The 15,750-nt window shown below is 67.0% G+C and carries 16 protein-coding genes and 1 pseudogene; 2 read left to right on the top strand and 15 right to left on the bottom strand.

The genetic code is table 11. The annotated features are described in order from the left end of the window. Positions 1 to 421: 421 nt before the first annotated feature. Complete coding sequence (locus tag C461_RS04145) at positions 422 to 1,693, bottom strand: S8 family peptidase (RefSeq protein WP_007998918.1); 1,272 nt, start codon at positions 1,691 to 1,693, stop codon at positions 422 to 424. Between the two features lie 201 nt (positions 1,694 to 1,894). Between C461_RS04145 and C461_RS04140 the strand changes: the two genes are divergently transcribed. Beyond that, positions 1,895 to 2,164 carry a hypothetical protein gene (locus C461_RS04140; protein WP_007998916.1) on the top strand — a complete coding sequence of 90 codons (270 nt, stop codon included), beginning with the start codon at positions 1,895 to 1,897 and terminating at the stop codon, positions 2,162 to 2,164. A 149-nt stretch (positions 2,165 to 2,313) separates the two neighbouring features. Here the strand turns inward: C461_RS04140 and C461_RS16045 are convergent, their stop codons facing one another. Then, a complete protein-coding gene (locus C461_RS16045) occupies positions 2,314 to 2,529 on the bottom strand; it encodes a hypothetical protein (protein ID WP_080506244.1) in 216 nt (71 codons plus the stop codon). Positions 2,530 to 2,596: 67 nt separating this feature from the next. Here C461_RS16045 and C461_RS16040 point away from each other — a divergent pair. Beyond that, a pseudogene (locus tag C461_RS16040) lies at positions 2,597 to 2,704 on the top strand (ADP-ribosylglycohydrolase family protein); the annotation flags it as partial. 322 nt (positions 2,705 to 3,026) lie between these two features. Here the strand turns inward: C461_RS16040 and C461_RS04135 are convergent. The 13 genes from C461_RS04135 to glpA form a co-directional block, all read right to left on the bottom strand. Next, positions 3,027 to 4,286 (bottom strand): FAD-dependent monooxygenase, encoded by a 1,260-nt coding sequence (locus C461_RS04135; protein WP_007998914.1) that lies wholly within the window; start codon positions 4,284 to 4,286, stop codon positions 3,027 to 3,029. 263 nt (positions 4,287 to 4,549) lie between these two features. After that, positions 4,550 to 5,641, bottom strand: a complete 1,092-nt coding sequence (locus C461_RS04130) for a radical SAM protein (RefSeq protein ID WP_007998912.1) — start codon at positions 5,639 to 5,641, stop codon at positions 4,550 to 4,552. A 124-nt stretch (positions 5,642 to 5,765) separates the two neighbouring features. Then, positions 5,766 to 6,875, bottom strand: coding sequence for a signal recognition particle-docking protein FtsY (gene ftsY, locus C461_RS04125; RefSeq protein WP_007998910.1), 1,110 nt, complete (start codon positions 6,873 to 6,875; stop codon positions 5,766 to 5,768). A 9-nt stretch (positions 6,876 to 6,884) separates the two neighbouring features. Further along, on the bottom strand, positions 6,885 to 7,340 hold the full coding sequence (pfdA, locus tag C461_RS04120; protein ID WP_007998909.1) for a prefoldin subunit alpha: 456 nt from the start codon (positions 7,338 to 7,340) through the stop codon (positions 6,885 to 6,887). Further along, positions 7,340 to 7,516 carry a 50S ribosomal protein L18Ae gene (gene rpl18a, locus C461_RS04115; RefSeq protein ID WP_049906342.1) on the bottom strand — a complete coding sequence of 59 codons (177 nt, stop codon included), beginning with the start codon at positions 7,514 to 7,516 and terminating at the stop codon, positions 7,340 to 7,342. The genes pfdA and rpl18a overlap by 1 nt, the downstream gene beginning before the upstream one ends. Before the next feature lie 243 nt (positions 7,517 to 7,759). Next, on the bottom strand, positions 7,760 to 8,425 hold the full coding sequence (locus tag C461_RS04110; protein ID WP_007998905.1) for a translation initiation factor IF-6: 666 nt from the start codon (positions 8,423 to 8,425) through the stop codon (positions 7,760 to 7,762). A 1-nt stretch (position 8,426) separates the two neighbouring features. Continuing rightward, positions 8,427 to 8,705 (bottom strand): 50S ribosomal protein L31e, encoded by a 279-nt coding sequence (locus C461_RS04105; protein WP_007998904.1) that lies wholly within the window; start codon positions 8,703 to 8,705, stop codon positions 8,427 to 8,429. Next, complete coding sequence (locus tag C461_RS04100; protein WP_004050128.1) at positions 8,706 to 8,858, bottom strand: 50S ribosomal protein L39e; 153 nt, start codon at positions 8,856 to 8,858, stop codon at positions 8,706 to 8,708. It abuts the gene before it with no gap. 84 nt (positions 8,859 to 8,942) lie between these two features. After that, positions 8,943 to 10,070 carry a M20 family metallopeptidase gene (locus C461_RS04095; protein WP_007998903.1) on the bottom strand — a complete coding sequence of 376 codons (1,128 nt, stop codon included), beginning with the start codon at positions 10,068 to 10,070 and terminating at the stop codon, positions 8,943 to 8,945. Between the two features lie 63 nt (positions 10,071 to 10,133). Further along, positions 10,134 to 11,021 (bottom strand): hypothetical protein, encoded by an 888-nt coding sequence (locus C461_RS04090; protein ID WP_007998902.1) that lies wholly within the window; start codon positions 11,019 to 11,021, stop codon positions 10,134 to 10,136. A 107-nt stretch (positions 11,022 to 11,128) separates the two neighbouring features. Beyond that, the gene (locus tag C461_RS04085) at positions 11,129 to 12,556 is read right to left on the bottom strand and encodes an anaerobic glycerol-3-phosphate dehydrogenase subunit C (protein WP_007998901.1); all 1,428 of its coding nucleotides are present in this window, start codon (positions 12,554 to 12,556) and stop codon (positions 11,129 to 11,131) included. Then, the gene (glpB, locus tag C461_RS04080; protein ID WP_049906340.1) at positions 12,553 to 13,932 is read right to left on the bottom strand and encodes a glycerol-3-phosphate dehydrogenase subunit GlpB; all 1,380 of its coding nucleotides are present in this window, start codon (positions 13,930 to 13,932) and stop codon (positions 12,553 to 12,555) included. The genes C461_RS04085 and glpB overlap by 4 nt, the downstream gene beginning before the upstream one ends. Beyond that, positions 13,919 to 15,736 carry an anaerobic glycerol-3-phosphate dehydrogenase subunit GlpA gene (glpA, locus tag C461_RS04075; RefSeq protein WP_007998899.1) on the bottom strand — a complete coding sequence of 606 codons (1,818 nt, stop codon included), beginning with the start codon at positions 15,734 to 15,736 and terminating at the stop codon, positions 13,919 to 13,921. Before glpA ends, glpB begins: the two co-directional genes overlap by 14 nt. Positions 15,737 to 15,750 lie beyond the last annotated feature (14 nt).

Here is a 15,750-nt window from a genome sequence, read left to right as displayed (position 1 = left end):
AAATCACGATTTTCTGGCGACCAATTCGCTCCGAAAGGCCTCCCCTCGCGGTCGCGCGATTCACCCCGCAACTCGGGGTGATCTGCGATGAAGATGGGCCATCGCTCAAACGCGCAGTGTCATCTCGCTGTAGATGCCCCCGGCGAGTGCTGGTGTCCCGTCTATTGACTGGAGTTTACTCCAACGCCACCAGCCGGATCGGGTACGGCCACCGTCTCGACTGTGGCTGTCGTCCGGCCGAGATCGCGAATCCGCCCGAAAAGTGGCGGGCGCAGTTGCGTGCCGACCGACTGCCTCCGCGGAAGCACACCGGGACCGTTGTCGCCGGCTCCCGGTGGACGGACTGCAAGTCGGTGTTACGGTGGATGGCGACGGCGGTGTCGACGCACGAGCCGTCCCGTCCTCCTTGTGAAAGCTCACCTTACTCGACGCCGAGCGCGGCCGCGACATCGAGACGGCCGTGGCCCTGTTGGACCTCACGCAGGCCCACGTCGGCCGCGGTCTCTCGGAGGCGCTCGCGGGCTTCGACGTTCGAGAGGTCGGCGTCACCCATCAGCAATGCGCCCGCGCCGGCGACGTGTGGAGCCGCGAAAGAGGTCCCGGATAGCTCGATGTAGCGGTTGAACGGCTCCTCTGCGTTCGAGTAGATGTTGATCGGCAGGGCCGTGGACAGCACGTCCGTGCCGGGGGCGACGAGTTCGACCTCCGGACCAACCGAGGAGAACGCCGCGAGTTCGTCGTTCCGGTCGGTCGCGCCAACGGCGATAACTTCCTCGAAGGCCGCCGGGTAGGAGACCGTCGATTCCGCGTCACTCGCGGGCGGGTCGTTTTCGAGGAGACCGTCGTTTCCCGCCGCCGCCACCAAGAGGACTCCGCGCTCGTAAGCGTCCGTTACCGCGTCCGCAAGCACGTCGATCTGTCCGGACTTCCCTAAGCTGAGGTTCGCGACGTCCCATCCCTGATCAGCCACGAACTCCACGCCCGCCGCGATGCTTGCTGCCGAGCCGCCGCCGAGCACGCCGACGAGGACTTTCACGGCGTGAAGCGTCGCCGCGGGACTGACGCCGACGACGCCGGTGTCGTTGTCGTTCGCGCCGACCACGCCGGCGACGTGCGTGCCGTGCGAGACGCGGACGTCGTCGTCCTGGCCAGCGGGCAAGCCGAGCTCCTCGATATCGCTGACGCCCGGAACGAACGCGGTCCCCTTGCCCCGGTTCGTCGCGAGGTCGGGGTGTGTGCTGTCGATGCCGGTGTCGAGCACTGCGACGTCCGCTCCGCTACCGGTGTAGCCGCGTTCCGCGGCCGCGTCGGCCCCCGTCACGGAGACGCCGTACGGGACTCGATGTTCCCCGACCTGTTGGCGGGGCTGAATCTGCGGCGTAACGATGCCACCGAGGGTGCGGTCCTCCTCGACATACCGGATGTCGCGGTGGGCCGCCAGCGTGTCGATCTCCGACTCGGGTATCCGGGCTGTGAGCGCGTCGAAGCCGAACTCGTGGTCCACCGTTGACGCGCGAGAGAGCGCGGCACGTCGGCCGCTCTCCGAGGCGTATCCGACGTTGACGATCACGGTTTCGGCGGTAGTTTGAGTCGCCGCGCCCGTCCCGGTCCCGAGCGTCGCGAGCGAGCCGACCGCGAACCCGCTCCCGACCGTTCGGAGTGTCCCACGACGAGTGTACTGTGGTTCGGCCATGGGGGAGCGACACCACGAGAGCCTTTTACTATACGCAGCCTACAGAAGCGTAGACCCAGACAACCGCACGCTGGAGGCGTGATCGGTGTCGGGAAATGGAACAGTGACAGCCGGAACTACTCGCTCGCTGAATTCGCCGACGCCTGACCAGTACCCGTAGATGCGCGGACCCGACATATCCCTTCCACCACCTGCCATCCAATGATTGAGTCACTCGCTGACGAGTACCCGGAAGCCGCCCCGTACATTCAGAAAGCCGTCGACGAACACGGCGAAGACTGGGTGTTGGAGAACTACTACGAGCAACTCTACCCGCTCGGGCAAGTGATGACGATGCCGGAAAAGGAGGAACTCCCGTTTTACGATGCGGACGAACACGATACGATGACGGAAGAGGAACGGGTGGAGATGTACCAAGCATGGGCTGAGTACCGAGAGTATCTACGTACAGCCACGAAACCGGGAGAGTAACGTATCCAGCAAATCGAAGATCGTGACTCCGGTGACTTCACCGGGAACTACGCGTCGTACGTATCAATCGGCGAGCGCTCGTAGTCCGCCCAGGAAAACCGGTATTCTTCAGCGCGATCGCTAGTCGCTGAAAGGACAGGTCGCGTTCGTTATCGCTCTCTGAATTCTACCGTGTAGCCGTTGTTGCGAAGTGCTTCAACGAGCTCATCGTCAGGCTCGATTTTGAATTCGTGGAACGAGTTAGTCGGGCGATCGGTCGTGTACAGGTCTGAGTCGATATTCTCTGGAATCTCGTTCTGATGCGTGTTCTCGTGAACAATAACCGGTTGACTGGGCAGGTGGTTGGGTCCGCTGTTTTCTGCCATCTGGATATGTTACGTTACGACCATTCGGCTATTTGTATTCCGATTCTAGGTTCGGTTGAGATGACTACAGATCACGCACGCTGACCCGCGATGTACCGGGGGCTGCGCGATTCTGAATCTCACAGCGGCAGGCCTTCTCGAAGATGCGGACGCGCCGTTACAGGATGCGCTTGACGTCCGTCGAAAATGGAGCGGCCAGACCGAATCGATAACGAGATTTCGAGCCGATTTCTACAGAGTCCGCACTGACCGGTCTCTGTTTTACCTGTACCTACGGATCCATGCCGGAATCTGCTGACTGTTGAGAGTTCTCACCGGACCTTGCGGTCGGAACGGCCGTTCGATGAACTCCTCTCCTGAGGGATCGAACCGAGAGTCGGGTCCGAGACTCGAACGGATGACGCTCTCGGCGCAGTCGGGCTGAAACCTTCCAAGCCGGATTCCCTCGTAGGGGAACCCCGCCGTTTGCAGCGGGCAGGATGTCACTTGACAGCAGATTAATCAACGAAGTGAGACCGATCGACCGAAACCGAACGATGCCCGAGTGCGAACCGTTCGATCGCGCTCCGCGCCGACCTCGAACGTGGGAGTAGCGATCTGGCCGTTTTCGTCATCCCACGAACGAGCTTTGGGGGGACGGCGCCGCCGTAATCGAGCCAGTACGCGAGAGCGGTCGCGGCGCGTCGCTGCTGAGAAATGATCTCTTCGACGTGTGTACGTCGTCGAGCCTCGAATTCACGGAGGACTTTGCGTTCGAGAACGCCGTCCGTGGCAGCGAGTGCCTCGACGAGGAGACTGTGAGCAACGACGGCGTCTTCGACGGCGAGCGGGTTTCCCTGTGCGCCGATGGGACTTGCCGTGTGTGCGGCGTCACCGATGAGAAGAACTCCGTCCGTGCTCCAAGTGTCCGCGATACCCGGGGCGACGTCAAGGAGACTGGTACCACGAAATCCGTCTAACTGTCTGTTCATGACAGAGGCGACTTGCGGGTCTACTTCGGCGATCCGCTTCCGGAATGCGTCGAACCCGGCGTGCCTGATCGAGGGCCACTCACCGCTTCGGACGAGGTATCCAATTTGGATATCGCCGCCGTCGAGACCGAAGTACAGAAGGATACCGTCTCGGTCGATTCGACCCTGTGTGGGTGCATCGATGGTGCCACGGGGGAGTTTGAACCACACGAGATCGATCGGCGATTCGAACAGTCCGGGATCGATGCCGACGCTGGTGCGAACTGTCGAGTATCGACCATCGGCGCCGACAACGCACTGCGTCTCGAACGCGACATCCTCGTCGGCGTCTCGGTCGCGGGCTGCGACCTCCCGACTCCCATCTGCGGTGTTGGTGCGGATGTTCCTCACGGTGGTCGCAGCGTGAAACGTGAAGTTGTCGTAAGAACTGGCGCGGTCCACGAGGCGTTCGAGCAGCGCCGGCTGCTCCATCATCAGCGCGTACGGATAGTCGGTATCGAGCAGGTCGAAATCGAGAACCGTGATCTCCTCGCCGTACAGCGAGAGCGCGCCGGTGGTGACGGTTTCGTGAGCCAGTGCAAGAACGTCGTCAAGGAGGTCCATCTCGTCGAACAGACGGACCACACCGGGATTCCAGCCGAACCCTCGGTACTCGCGATCGAACGTGGCGGCGCGCTCGACGAGTGCGACGTCAACCCCGCTCCGGGCCAGGAGATAGGCGAGGACCGCGCCACCGGGGCCGCAGCCGACGACGACGACCTCCGCGGTTTCAGTTCGCTCACTCATTGTTCGGTTCTACGTCCAGCCCTAGCCTAATAATCTATTACCGCGTGCTGGTGGCCGAGTTCGACGATATTCCCCCCGTGTTCGGCCGTGCGTCGAACTCTGTGCAATACCGGCTGCAGTTGAGCGGCTTCGGTCGTCGATCCAATGCCGTGTGCGAAGCGCTCGATCGCGTCACGGAGGCGATCACAAGCCAGCACCGTCTCGTGGGCGGTCTCGGCACCCGCATCGCCGATGATGGCGACGACACCCGACCGCCTTCCGCGTCAGTCCGCGGCGTCGCCGCGCCGTTCGTTCGCTCGTACCGCCGGCGGTAGCTCGCCCTCGTATCCGTCTGGAATATACGGACAGAGCGGATCGCTCTCCAGCGGATCGCCCGTCACCGCGTACGCCCGGGATCGGCTTCCGCCGCAGACCCGTCGAAACTCGCAGGCGCCGCATTTGCCCTTCAATCGGTCAGTATCGCGCAGCGACGCGAACAGATCGGCGTTCCGGTAGATATCGACGACCGATCGGTCGCGGACGTTGCCGGCCGAGCGCGGGAGGAACCCGGACGGGTACGTGTCGCCCGTGTGGCTCACGAACGCGAACCCGCGCCCCGCCGTGATCCCGCCGCGCCGACGGGCCGCTCGGTCGTCTGCGTCCGACTGGAGGCCCACACGCCGGTAAAACGGCGCCTCAGTCGTCTTCACGCCGAATGACTCCGTGGCGGCAACCCGGTGGAGCCACTCCATCACCGCCTCGGCGCGGTCCGGGGCGATCGGATCGAGGACGCGCCCGCGGCCGACCGGGACGAGAAAGAACACGCTCCAGAGGACGGCGCCGAGCTCCCGGACGCGGTCGCGGATCGTCGGGAGATCATCGACGGTCTCGGCGCAAACGGTCGTGTTGATCTGGACGGGCACGCCGGCCTCGGTGGCGGCCGCCGCCGCCGACATCGTGCTCTCGAAGCTCTCCTCGCCGCGGAACCGATCGTGTCGGTCGCGAGTCGAGCCGTCGAGACTAAGCGCCATCCGCTCGATTCCGGCGTCGACGAGCTCGCCGACCCGATCCGGGGTGAGCGACGCCGTCCCGCTCGGCGTGATCGTCATTCGATGGCCCAACTCGTCGCCGTACGCGACGAGCTCCGGCAGGTCCCCTCGAGCGAGCGGGTCGCCGCCGGAGAGCACGACGAGTTGGCCGTCGCCGAATTCGGCGGCGGCATCGAGGAGCCGTTTCCCCGCCGCGGTCGTTAGTTCGTCGGGATGGCGCGCCGGCTTCGCGTCGGCCCGGCAGTGACGGCAAGCGAGTCCGCACGCCTGGGTCACCTCCCAGATGAGCACTACCGGCCGCCGGTCGGTGTCGACGTCGTCGAACATCTCCACCGTTCGGTAGCGGCTCGGTCCGGATGGGCCGTTCCCCGAACGTGTTCGTCAGAGACCGTCCGGAGTTCGAAAAAGCGGTGAGAACGCGGCGAGAACCGGCGAGGCCGACGGCGTCGGCTCAGTCTTCGCCGAGCAGGCTCGCCACCAGCTCTTCGGGCTGGAACAGGGTGAGATCGTCGTACCCCTGTCCCGTCCCCAGAAAGAGGATGGGCTTCCCGGTGACGTACGCCACGGAGATCGCGGCGCCCCCGGAGGAATCGGCGTCGGCCTTCGTCAGAATGGCCCCGTCGATCGCCGCGGCGTCGTTGAACTCTTTCGCCCGGTTCACGGCGTCCTGGCCCGCGACGGCCTCGTCGACGAACAGGGTCATGTCCGGGTCGACGACGCGGTCGATCTTCTCCAACTGCGCCATCAGGTCGTCGCTCGTGTGGAGCCGCCCGGCCGTGTCGCCGAGGACGACGTCGATGTCGTTGGCCTCCGCGTACTCCACGCCGTCGTAGATGACGGCCGCCGGGTCGCCGCCTTGATCGTGAGAGATCAGCTCACGGTCGAGCCGATCTGCGTGCTCGCGGATCTGCTCGTTCGCGCCCGCCCGGTAGGTGTCGCCGTTCGCCATCACCGACGAGTAGCCGCGGTCCGCGAGCCACTCGGAGAGCTTCGCGATGCTCGTCGTCTTCCCGACGCCGTTGACGCCGGTGAACACGATGGTGACCGGCTTGTCGGCCTCGGCGATCCGGTCTTCGAAGTCGAACTGCCCGACTGCGATGACGTCGAGGAGCGCGTCGTGGAGCGCCGCTTCGACCAGTTCCCCGGTCGTCTCGACCTGCTTTCGCGACTCCCCGAGCATCTTCTCGCGCACGGTGTCGAGGATGCGCTCGGCGACGCTCATCTCCACGTCGCTTTCGAGGAGGGCCATTTCGAGGTTCCACAGCGGCTCCTCTAAGTCCTCCTCCTCGATGATGATCCGACCGGTCGCGAACGCCTTCGCGCGCTGGAAGGTGCTGGGCTCGTTGTCGTCGCTGCCGTCGGTACCGTCACCCTCGTCGCGCGTGTCGGCGTCGACCGTTTCGCTCGGCTCGGCCGGAGCCTCGGCGTTCGGCTCGGCGGCGCCGCTCTCAGTCGTTCCCGCGGACTCCGGCTCGTCTGGCTCCTCGGCGTCCTCGACGTCGGTGCTCTCTTCGACGTCTTTGCGGAACCCCGAGAGCTTGTCTTTCAGTCCGTCGAACACGGTTCGTCGTTACTCCTCGTCGCTCTGCGCCTGCTGCATCTGCTGCATCTGCTGTTGCTGCATCTGCTGTTGCATCTGCTGGGCCTGCTGTTCGAGCTCTTGGCTCTCGGACTCGAGCTCGTCGATCTCGCCCTGCGTCTCCTCGATGCGCTCGTCGAGCGCCTCCTGCTTGCGGCGGAGCACGTCGATGGCGTCGTCCTGCTCCTGCTCGGCCGAGTAGTTGCCGCCGAGCGAGACGATGATCTCGTCGATGTCCTGGACCTCGGCGCGGACGTAGGCGCCACCGCCGAGCGGGACCTGCACCGTCGCGCCCGTGTCGAGCGTCTCGATGGCCTCGACCGCATCGTCGATGTCGGACTGCTCCTCACGGAGGCCGTCGATCTCGGACTCCAGCGTCTCGATCTCCTCGTCGAGCGCCTGCAGCTCCTGGGAGAGCTGCTGGAGCTGCTGTTGTCCGCCGCCCATCATGCCGCGGTCACCTCCTCGATCTCGATCTGGGTGCGCTTCCGGTTGTGCTGGCTTCCGACGGTCGTGTAGATGCGCTCGCGGGCGAGGTCCTCGTTCTCCGCGTCGACCTCCTTCGTGAAGGGCTGGAAGCCGTCTCGACTCTGGAACTGTCCACTCACTGTGTAGGTACTCATGTTCACCGATCCGGTAGGGACAGGGAAGTATCTTCCTAAAAAGTAGAGCCGATCCTCGATCGGCCATCCGGCCGGCAGCACCGCCGTCGCGGTCGGATCGTGCCGATAACGATCGAGGCGAAGGGTGAGAACGAGGCTCGTGGACCGCGTCCGGAGCGCCGTCACGGAAGCTCCACTGTCGCTACGAGTGTGAGGGAGAGCGGCGGCCGAGAATGGGAACGCGACGCTGAAGGAGCGGCCGGCTCAGTCGATGAAGCCGAGCGTCTCCTCGATGCGCCCGAGCTCCGGGCCGGTGGTGTCCTCACCGACGACGTAGCCCACGTCGGTGGCGACGAGCCCGGATCCGATCAGCGGCGCGCCGTAGTTGATCGTCCCGAGGTCGGCGCGGACGTCGAGCGCTTCCTCGACGTCCTGCAGTTCCGACTCGGTCGACTGGGGGTGACAGAGGACGCCGGTGTTGTTGGCGACCGCGGCGGTGCCGACGGTTCGGACGTTGCCGAGGTCCCCGCGGACCACGGGCACGCCCAGCGCCTCTCTGATCGTCACGATCGACTCGCGCGGGAGGTCCGGGTGGACGTACGCGCCGTAATCGTTCGCGAGGACGACGTTCCCGGCCGCGTTGATCTCGCCGGGAAGTTCGCGGACCTCGCAGTCAGCGGCCTCGGCGATCCGCGATTTCTCCCGCTTGGTCGCCCGCTCGGAGACGAGTACGCCGTTCTCGTTGCCCGTCGCGAGAGAGCCGACGGTGTTGGAACCACCGATCGTCGTGAGGAGGGGCTCGGCGCCCAGCTCCTCGCCGAGCGCCTCGGCGAACTCCTCGTCGACGTCCGGTCGCACCAACACGAGGTCGTCGATCGCGCGGGCGAACACGCCCACGTACGACGAGCCGGTGAAGGTCGCCCGTAACACGTTATTCGGCGTACTCGGCTTCGACGACGGGCTCGCCGTCCTCGACGAACCGGGCCGCCCGAACGCGGAGCTTGCTCGGCGGGTTCTGGCGACCGTTCGCCCACACGGCCTCGTTGACCGAGGTGTCGAGCACGACGTCGTCCTCGTCGACGGAGAAGTGCTTCGCGAGGTGACCGCGAACGATCTTCATCGCGTAGTCGGCGCGCTGCTGTACCGGCTTGTCGTTGGCGTCGCGGAGCGGGACGGTGACGACGCGCTCCTCGAAATCACTCGTGCTCATTTATTCGTCCAGGTCGTTCCGGCGCCAGTTGCGCCGCTTGGGGTTTCGCGTCACGTTCATGTCCGTCTTCATCATGACCCACGCGGGGACGCGGGTGTTCTGGCGCTCGGCCTTCGCCAGACGCTTCTTTTGAGCCTTCGATTTGTCTCCCATAGTAGCCCACAGTTTCCGCGGGGCGCATAAAACCCCTTCCATACCGCGTCGCTCGCGGCGCCGCTAACGCGCGGCGCGGCGCGATCAGAACGCGCGCTCGCCGACGCCCTTATAAATCCGGTAACACCGATCCAGCACGTCGATCCCGACGCTCTCCGTGTCGGTGTGGGCCTCGCCGGACTCGGAGGCACCGCAGACGAGACACTCCGTGCCTGCCACCGCGAGCCACCCGGCGTCGGTCGCGTGCGGCTTGATGACGTGCTCGGGCGCGTCGAGCCCCAGTTCGTCGTGGACCGCGCGGGCGACCGTGAGGGTGGCCTCCGCGAACGCGTCGTCTTCACAGCCCATCGGGGGGAGGTCCTGTTCGACCTCCCACTCGACGCCCTCGACCGCCTCGGCGACGCGACCGAGATCGGCTCGGTCGCCCGGGACCGTCCGCTCGTCGATCGTCACCTCGCAGCGCTCGGGGATCACGTTCCACGTCTCGCCGCCCTCGACGATCGTGACGGCGAGCGAGCCCGAGACGGTCTCGCCGAACACGGTCGCTTCCGGCTTGTCGAGTTCTCTGACGATATCGATCGCGTCGCTCGCGCGGTAGATCGCGTTCACGCCCAGTTCGGGCTCGGAGGCGTGTGCCGCCTCCCCGCGCGCGACGAGCGTCGACGCGCGCCGGCCCTTGTGCGCGACGACCACGTCGGTGACGCCCGGCTTCGAATAGCCGGTCGACCCCTCGGCGACGACCGCGCGGTCCGGGTCGAACCCCTCGTCGATCGCGTGACGCGCGCCGGTCCCACCGATCTCTTCGCCGACGAACGAGGCGAACGCCAACTCCCGACCCGCCGGCGGCTCGGCGTCCCGGAAGGCGAGCATGCAGGCCGCCACAGCGCCCTTCATGTCGGCCGCGCCGCGTCCGTATATCCGACCGTCACGACGCTCGACGACGTACTCGCCCGTGATCCCTTCGCCCGTCGTCTGACGGTCGGCCGGCGGCACCACGTCGTGGTGGCCGACGAGCGCGAGGGTGTCGGCGGGACCGTCCGCACCGTCCGTCGGGTCGTATTTATAAGCGAGCACGTTGCCGACGGCGTCCCGCTCGACGCGGGCGTCGGTCTCCGCGCGAAGCCACGCCTCGATGGCGTCGCCGGCGGCGGTCTCGTCTTCGTGGGAGGGGATCGCGACCAGCTCCTCGGTCAAGTCCGCGAGTTCGTCCATACGGGAGTGTCTGCGACTCAGCGAATTAAATGAGACGGGAGGAGCCGGGGACGATCAACCGCGCTACAGATTCCGCTCGATGTACCGATTCATCGCCCGAACGCGGTCCGGGTCGAACGTCCAGATCCCGCGCCAGACTCGCGGCTTCGCTTCGACGGCGAGGAGGCCGACGCCGCCTTCGAGCCCGCGTTTCAGGTTGTCCGGGGCGCTCGTGCCGACCGACTGCGGCCCGCCGGGCGGTCGATACACCACGAACCAGCTGTCGGTGAAGTCCCGCGAATCGCCTCCGTGGATCACGGCGTCGAGGTCGCTCGGGACATCGTCCAGCTCTCCGTAGAGGTGCGTGTCAACGCCCGCCGCGGCGACCCGCTCGTACACGTCTCGGGTGCCGACCTCGTCGTCGATCCGCGAGAGCCGCTGGAACGACGACCGGATGATCCCGTCGCCGGCGACCCACGCGGCGCGCTCGATGAACCGCGAGATGGTGATGAGCAGGAGCTTCTGCCGGTTCGATTCGGGGTAGCCGCGCAGGGTGAACGCCGTGTCGTCGAGACCGGTGATAACCGCGGGCAGATCGACGTCGTCGAGCGACCGGGTGCCGGTGATGTACAGGTCGGAGTTGACGAACAGCACCGCGTCGCCCAGTTCGCCGAGCGTCGACCCGGCGATCACCTCGTCGCCCTCGACGAGCAACACGAGGTTCTCGATGGTTTCGGAATCGGTGCCGTCGAACGGGACGGCGTCGTTCCGTCGAAGCGCGTCGACGTCGATCACGGGGCCGTTCGCGTCTCCTCGGTCGGCGGCGGTCACGCTCTCGCCGATCACGTCCACCGCGTCGTCCCCGAACGTATCGACGAGCATGTTCAACACGGGCTCGGGATCCGTGCGGTTGACGACGACGATGGACCGTTCGACACCGTCGAAGCGATCGAGGAGCTGTTCGAGCGTCACGTACTCCGACGCAGGCCGGTTCCGTGCATAAGCGTTCGCTCGCGGTTATCCGGTTTGAAAAACGGCCACCGGCCCGCGATACCGTCCGCCGGTCGGCGGGTCGTGCCTCAGGCGACGACCGTCTCTTCGAGCAGCTGGAGCGGGTGTTTGATCTCGTAGCCCGTCCCGTGTTCCATCTGCATCGCGCAGGTCGGACACTCGGTCATCCCCACGTCGCCCTCGGCGGCCTCCATGTGTTCGAACATCTCCTCGCCGATCGCCATCGATTTCTCGTACTTCTCTTCTTTCCAGCCGTAGGTCCCGGAGATGCCGGAACAGGAGTCGCCGACGTCCTCCATGTTCACACCGTCGACGTCCCGGAACGTCTCGACGGCCTGCCGATCGAGGCCCTGGTTGCGGGCGTGACACGGCGCGTGGTACGCGAACGACTGCTCGTCGGCGAGGCTGCTCCCCGCCAGTTCGCCGTCGAGGTCCTCGTGGATCCGGAGGTACTCCAGCGCCTCGAAGGTGTGCTCCGAGAGGTCCTCGATCCCGTGGATGTCGAACAGCTCGGGGTACTCCTGCCGGAGCGACATCGAACACGACGTACACGAAGCGATCACGTCTGCGCCCTCGCCGATGGCCTCGACGAGGTTCTCGACGTTCGTCTCCGCGTGCCGACGCGCGTCCTTCAGCATGCCGTTCGCGAACATCGGGGTGCCGGAGCATCCCTGCGGCGGCACCATCACCTCGTAGCCGAAGTGCTCGTACACGCGGACCATCGCCTTGCCGACCTCGGGCGTGTTGTAGTTGGAGTAACAGCCGTGGAAGTACGCGACGCGCTTGTCGGGGTTCTGGACCTGCGCGCCGCCGCGGGCCTTCCACCACTCGCGGAACGTTTCGGTCGCGAACTCGGGGAAGTCGCGCTCCTTGGGGATGCCCATCGTCTTCTCCATCGCCCAGCGGACCGGCCCGAAGTTCATCGCGAACGAGGCCGTCTTCGGGAACATGCTCGCCAGCCGCGCGGAGGTGCGGTAGTTCGCTAAGATCCGGTTGCGGACGTACTCGACGGAGAGCTTCTCCATCTGCTCTTCGACGAACTGCCCGCGCGCCTCGTTGTGCATCTGCGAGAGCGGGACCGACGACGGGCACGCGTCGTCACAGCGCATGCAGTTCGAACAGGACATGATCGACTCGTCGATGTCGTGGTCGTCCTTGCGCTTGAGCCGCCACTGCTCGGGCCCCTGGAACTTCGGGCCCGGGAACTCGTCGTCGACCTCGGCGACCGGACACGAGGTGTCACAGCTCGTGCATTTGTAACAGGAGTCGGCGCCCTCCCGCAGGTCGAGGTCGCCGCCGGGGAACACGTCGACCGGGTCGTAGGCGTCCGGATCGAGTTCCATCGAGTCCGACCCGCCGGTCGCGCTCTCGACGCCGCCGTCCGTGGCGGGGCGCTCGGCGGGCCCGTTGCCGTCGACGTCACTCGTCGTCCGGTCAGCCGCGCCCGTGCCGTTCGACTCCCCGCGCTCGTCGTCGTCCGCCGTGTGTCGTGTCATTGGTTCGCCTCCGTCGCCGCCTGTCGTCCGGCCACGAGGCCGGTCGCGAGCGACACCCCGCTCGCGGATTTCTCTCTCGCCACGTCCGCGCCGCCGACGACCCCGCCGGCCGCGAAGACGTTCTCGTACTGTACCGCGCCGTCCGCGTCGAGCGGTCGCCCGCGCTCGTCGGGCCGCACGCCGAACCGCGCGTACGGCTGGTCCCCGAACGCGTCGTCGACGAACCACTCGTAGCGGTCCGCGGGCTGTTCGACGTGCAGGCCGAACGCCGGCTCGCGGACGCCCTCGCGGTCGGAGTCGAGCCCCTTCCCGACGAGCCCACCCGTCGCCAGCACGAACGCGTCGGCGCTGTACGGGACCTCTCGGCCCTTTCGATCGACCGAGACCGCCTCGATCGTTCCGTCCGCCGCCGAGTCGATCCCGACGACGGGATTGCCGGTCTCGAATCGGACGCCCTCGGCGTCGAGCGCGTCGTACAGCCGGTCCTCTAAGCGGAGCCCCGGCAGGCTCGGCGGCCCCATCGGGATTTCGAACACGTCGGCGCCGAGCCGGTCGGCCAGTTCGGCGCGAACCGCCTCGCCCTCCTGATCGCCGAGGAACGCCGGGAACCCGACGCGCTCGACGCGGTCGACCCCGCCCTCCTCGTCGACGACGTCGTGGAGGTGCGGCGCGACGGCCTTCGCGAGGGCCTCTCGCGCGGGCGTCCCGTCTATCTCCTCGTCGTGGTCGAGCGCCTTCGCGAGCCGGGTGATCTTCGCGTCGGCGCGGAACGCCTCCGCGAACTCGACCTCGGCGCCCGCGACGTCGAACGGGACGCCCGCCGCCTCCAACCGCCCGGCGAACGCCCGGGCGTCGTAGTCGGTGAGCGACCGGAAGCCGACGATGAGCGCCGGCCGGTCGTCGCTCGCGAGCCCCGCCTCCGCGGCCGCCGGATACCGCGCGGTCGGCTTCACGCTCCCGCCGAACGTCGGTAGGAGGGCGTTGCGGTCGGTGTGGCCGCCGCGGTACGCGTCGCCCGCGAGCTCGTCGAACAGGTCGAGCCCCTCCCGCAGCGCGTCGGCGCCGACGATCCGGTACGGGTGCGTCTCGGGGAGCCGATCGATCGCCTCGAAGGGGTCCGAGAGCGGTCCGTCCGGATCCGGCCACTCGTCGCGGTCGAGTTCGCGACCCGCGGTCGGCGGCCCCTCGCGGAGCGGCTTCGCGGGCTCCGTCGCGGGGACGTAGCCGAGCGCGTCGATCAGCCCGGACGCCTGCCGGAGCGTGCTCGCCTTGTGGGAGACGAGCCGCACGTCGGCGCCCTCGCGGGACGCCGAGATCGCCGCCGTGATCGCCGCCAGCCCGCCGCCGACGACGAGGACCTCGCTATCGATCGCCATCGATCCCCCCATCGACGCCCGCGTCGTCAACTGCGCGGCCGCCATCGACACCCGCGTCGTCAGCTGCGCGGCCGCCGTCAGTCGCCGCGGTTCCGGTATCGCCACCTTCGCCGGGGCCGGCCGTTCCGCCCGCGCCCGCTCCGGCGTCGAAGGCTCCGAAGTCGACCTCGGCGTCGAGCGACGCGGGGTCGCCGTCGCGGTTCATCGTGGTCGCGTGCAGCAGGTGGTTCAACATCGCCTGCGAGAGCTGTCGACCCCACAGCGCGTGCCGTTGGCCCTTCCAGCGCTCCTGGTACAGTTCGTCTTCCGCGTCGCGGACGACGGGCTCCGGGTACTCCTGAGCCAGTTCGGCGGCGATCCGGTGAGTGCAGAAGCCGCCCTGGCAGTTCCCCATCGAGGCGCGGGTGCGCAGGCGGACCGCGTTGAGATCGCTGCCGGCCTCGCCGATCGCGTCTCGCACTTCCGCGCGGGTGACGCCCTCGCACTCGCAGACGACCGGGTTCGGATCGGCACCGGAAAGCACGTCCTCCGCGCGCGAGCCGAGCCGCTGGCCCGATCGGCGGGCGACCGGCGATCGGAGCCCGAACTCGTCCATCAACTGATCGAGTTTTGCGGGGTTCTCGGAGCCGGGGAGCGGCGCGTCGGCGGTGTCGCAGGTCGCCTCGTGGCCGAGTAGCTCACAGACGTGGTCCGAGATCGACTCGGCCATCATCCGGTAGGTGGTGAGCTTCCCGCCGACGATGGTCGTCATACCGGGGAGGTCGTCGCGCTCGTCGTGGTTCAACAGGAAGTAGTCGCGGGTGATGTCCGTCGGGTCTTCGGTGCCGGTGCCCGGCGGCTCGTAGAGCGGCCGAACGCCCCAGAACGACCGCAGCGTCCGGGCGTCTTTCAGCGCGGGAACCAGCTCCGAGAGCGTCTCGATCATGAGGTCGACCTCCCAGTCCTCCTCGGGGTAGTCCTCGGGGTCGTCGACCTCTTCGTCGGTCGTGCCGAGGATGCAGGCCGTCTCGTGGGGGACGACGATGTCCGCGTCGCCCTTCGGCCGGCACCGGTTGATAACGGTGTCGACCTGCCGGGTGTTCATCACGGTCATCACGCCCTTCGAGGGGCGAACCTCGACGTCGACGCCGGCCAGTTCACCGACGCGGCCGGCCCACGCGCCGGTCGCGTTGACGACGTGGCGTGCGCGGATCTCCTCGGTCGTGCCGGGCTTGCGGTGGACCCGTTTCCCGGGGCCGGAGGCGTGTTCGACCTCGACGCCGACGACCTCGCCGTCCTCGACGAGCACGTCGGTGACCGGCGCGTGGGTCTCGATCCGAGCGCCGTGTTCTCTCGCGTCGGCCGCGTTCGCCACGCAGAGTCGGAACGGATCGACCGCGCCGTCGGGCAGCGCGATCGCTTTGTCGATGTCGCGCGCGAGGTACGGTTCGCGCCGCCGAGCCTCCTCGCCGTCGATCACCTCAACGGGGATGTCGCACGCGCGACACCCCTCGAGTTTCTCTTGAAAGTACTCTTCGGAGTCCTCCGGCCGCTTGACGAACATCCCGCCAGTCTCCTCGACGCAGTGGCCCGCGATGTCGCGGAGCACGCGGTTCTCTTCGATACACTCACGGGCGCTCTTCTGGTCGGAGACGGCGTATCGGCCCCCGCTGTGTAACAGCCCGTGCATGCGTCCGGTCGTCCCGTGTGTCAGGTTTCCCTTCTCGACGAGGACCGTATCGAGCCCCCGTCGCGCCAGATCCCTGACGACGCCGCAACCCGTCGACCCCCCGCCGACGACGACGACGTCCACCTGTTGATCCATATCGATCCGCTGGG

Source organism: Halorubrum aidingense JCM 13560 (assembly GCF_000336995.1).
Lineage (GTDB): Archaea > Halobacteriota > Halobacteria > Halobacteriales > Haloferacaceae > Halorubrum > Halorubrum aidingense.
This window is presented reverse-complemented; position numbering and strand designations above follow the sequence as displayed.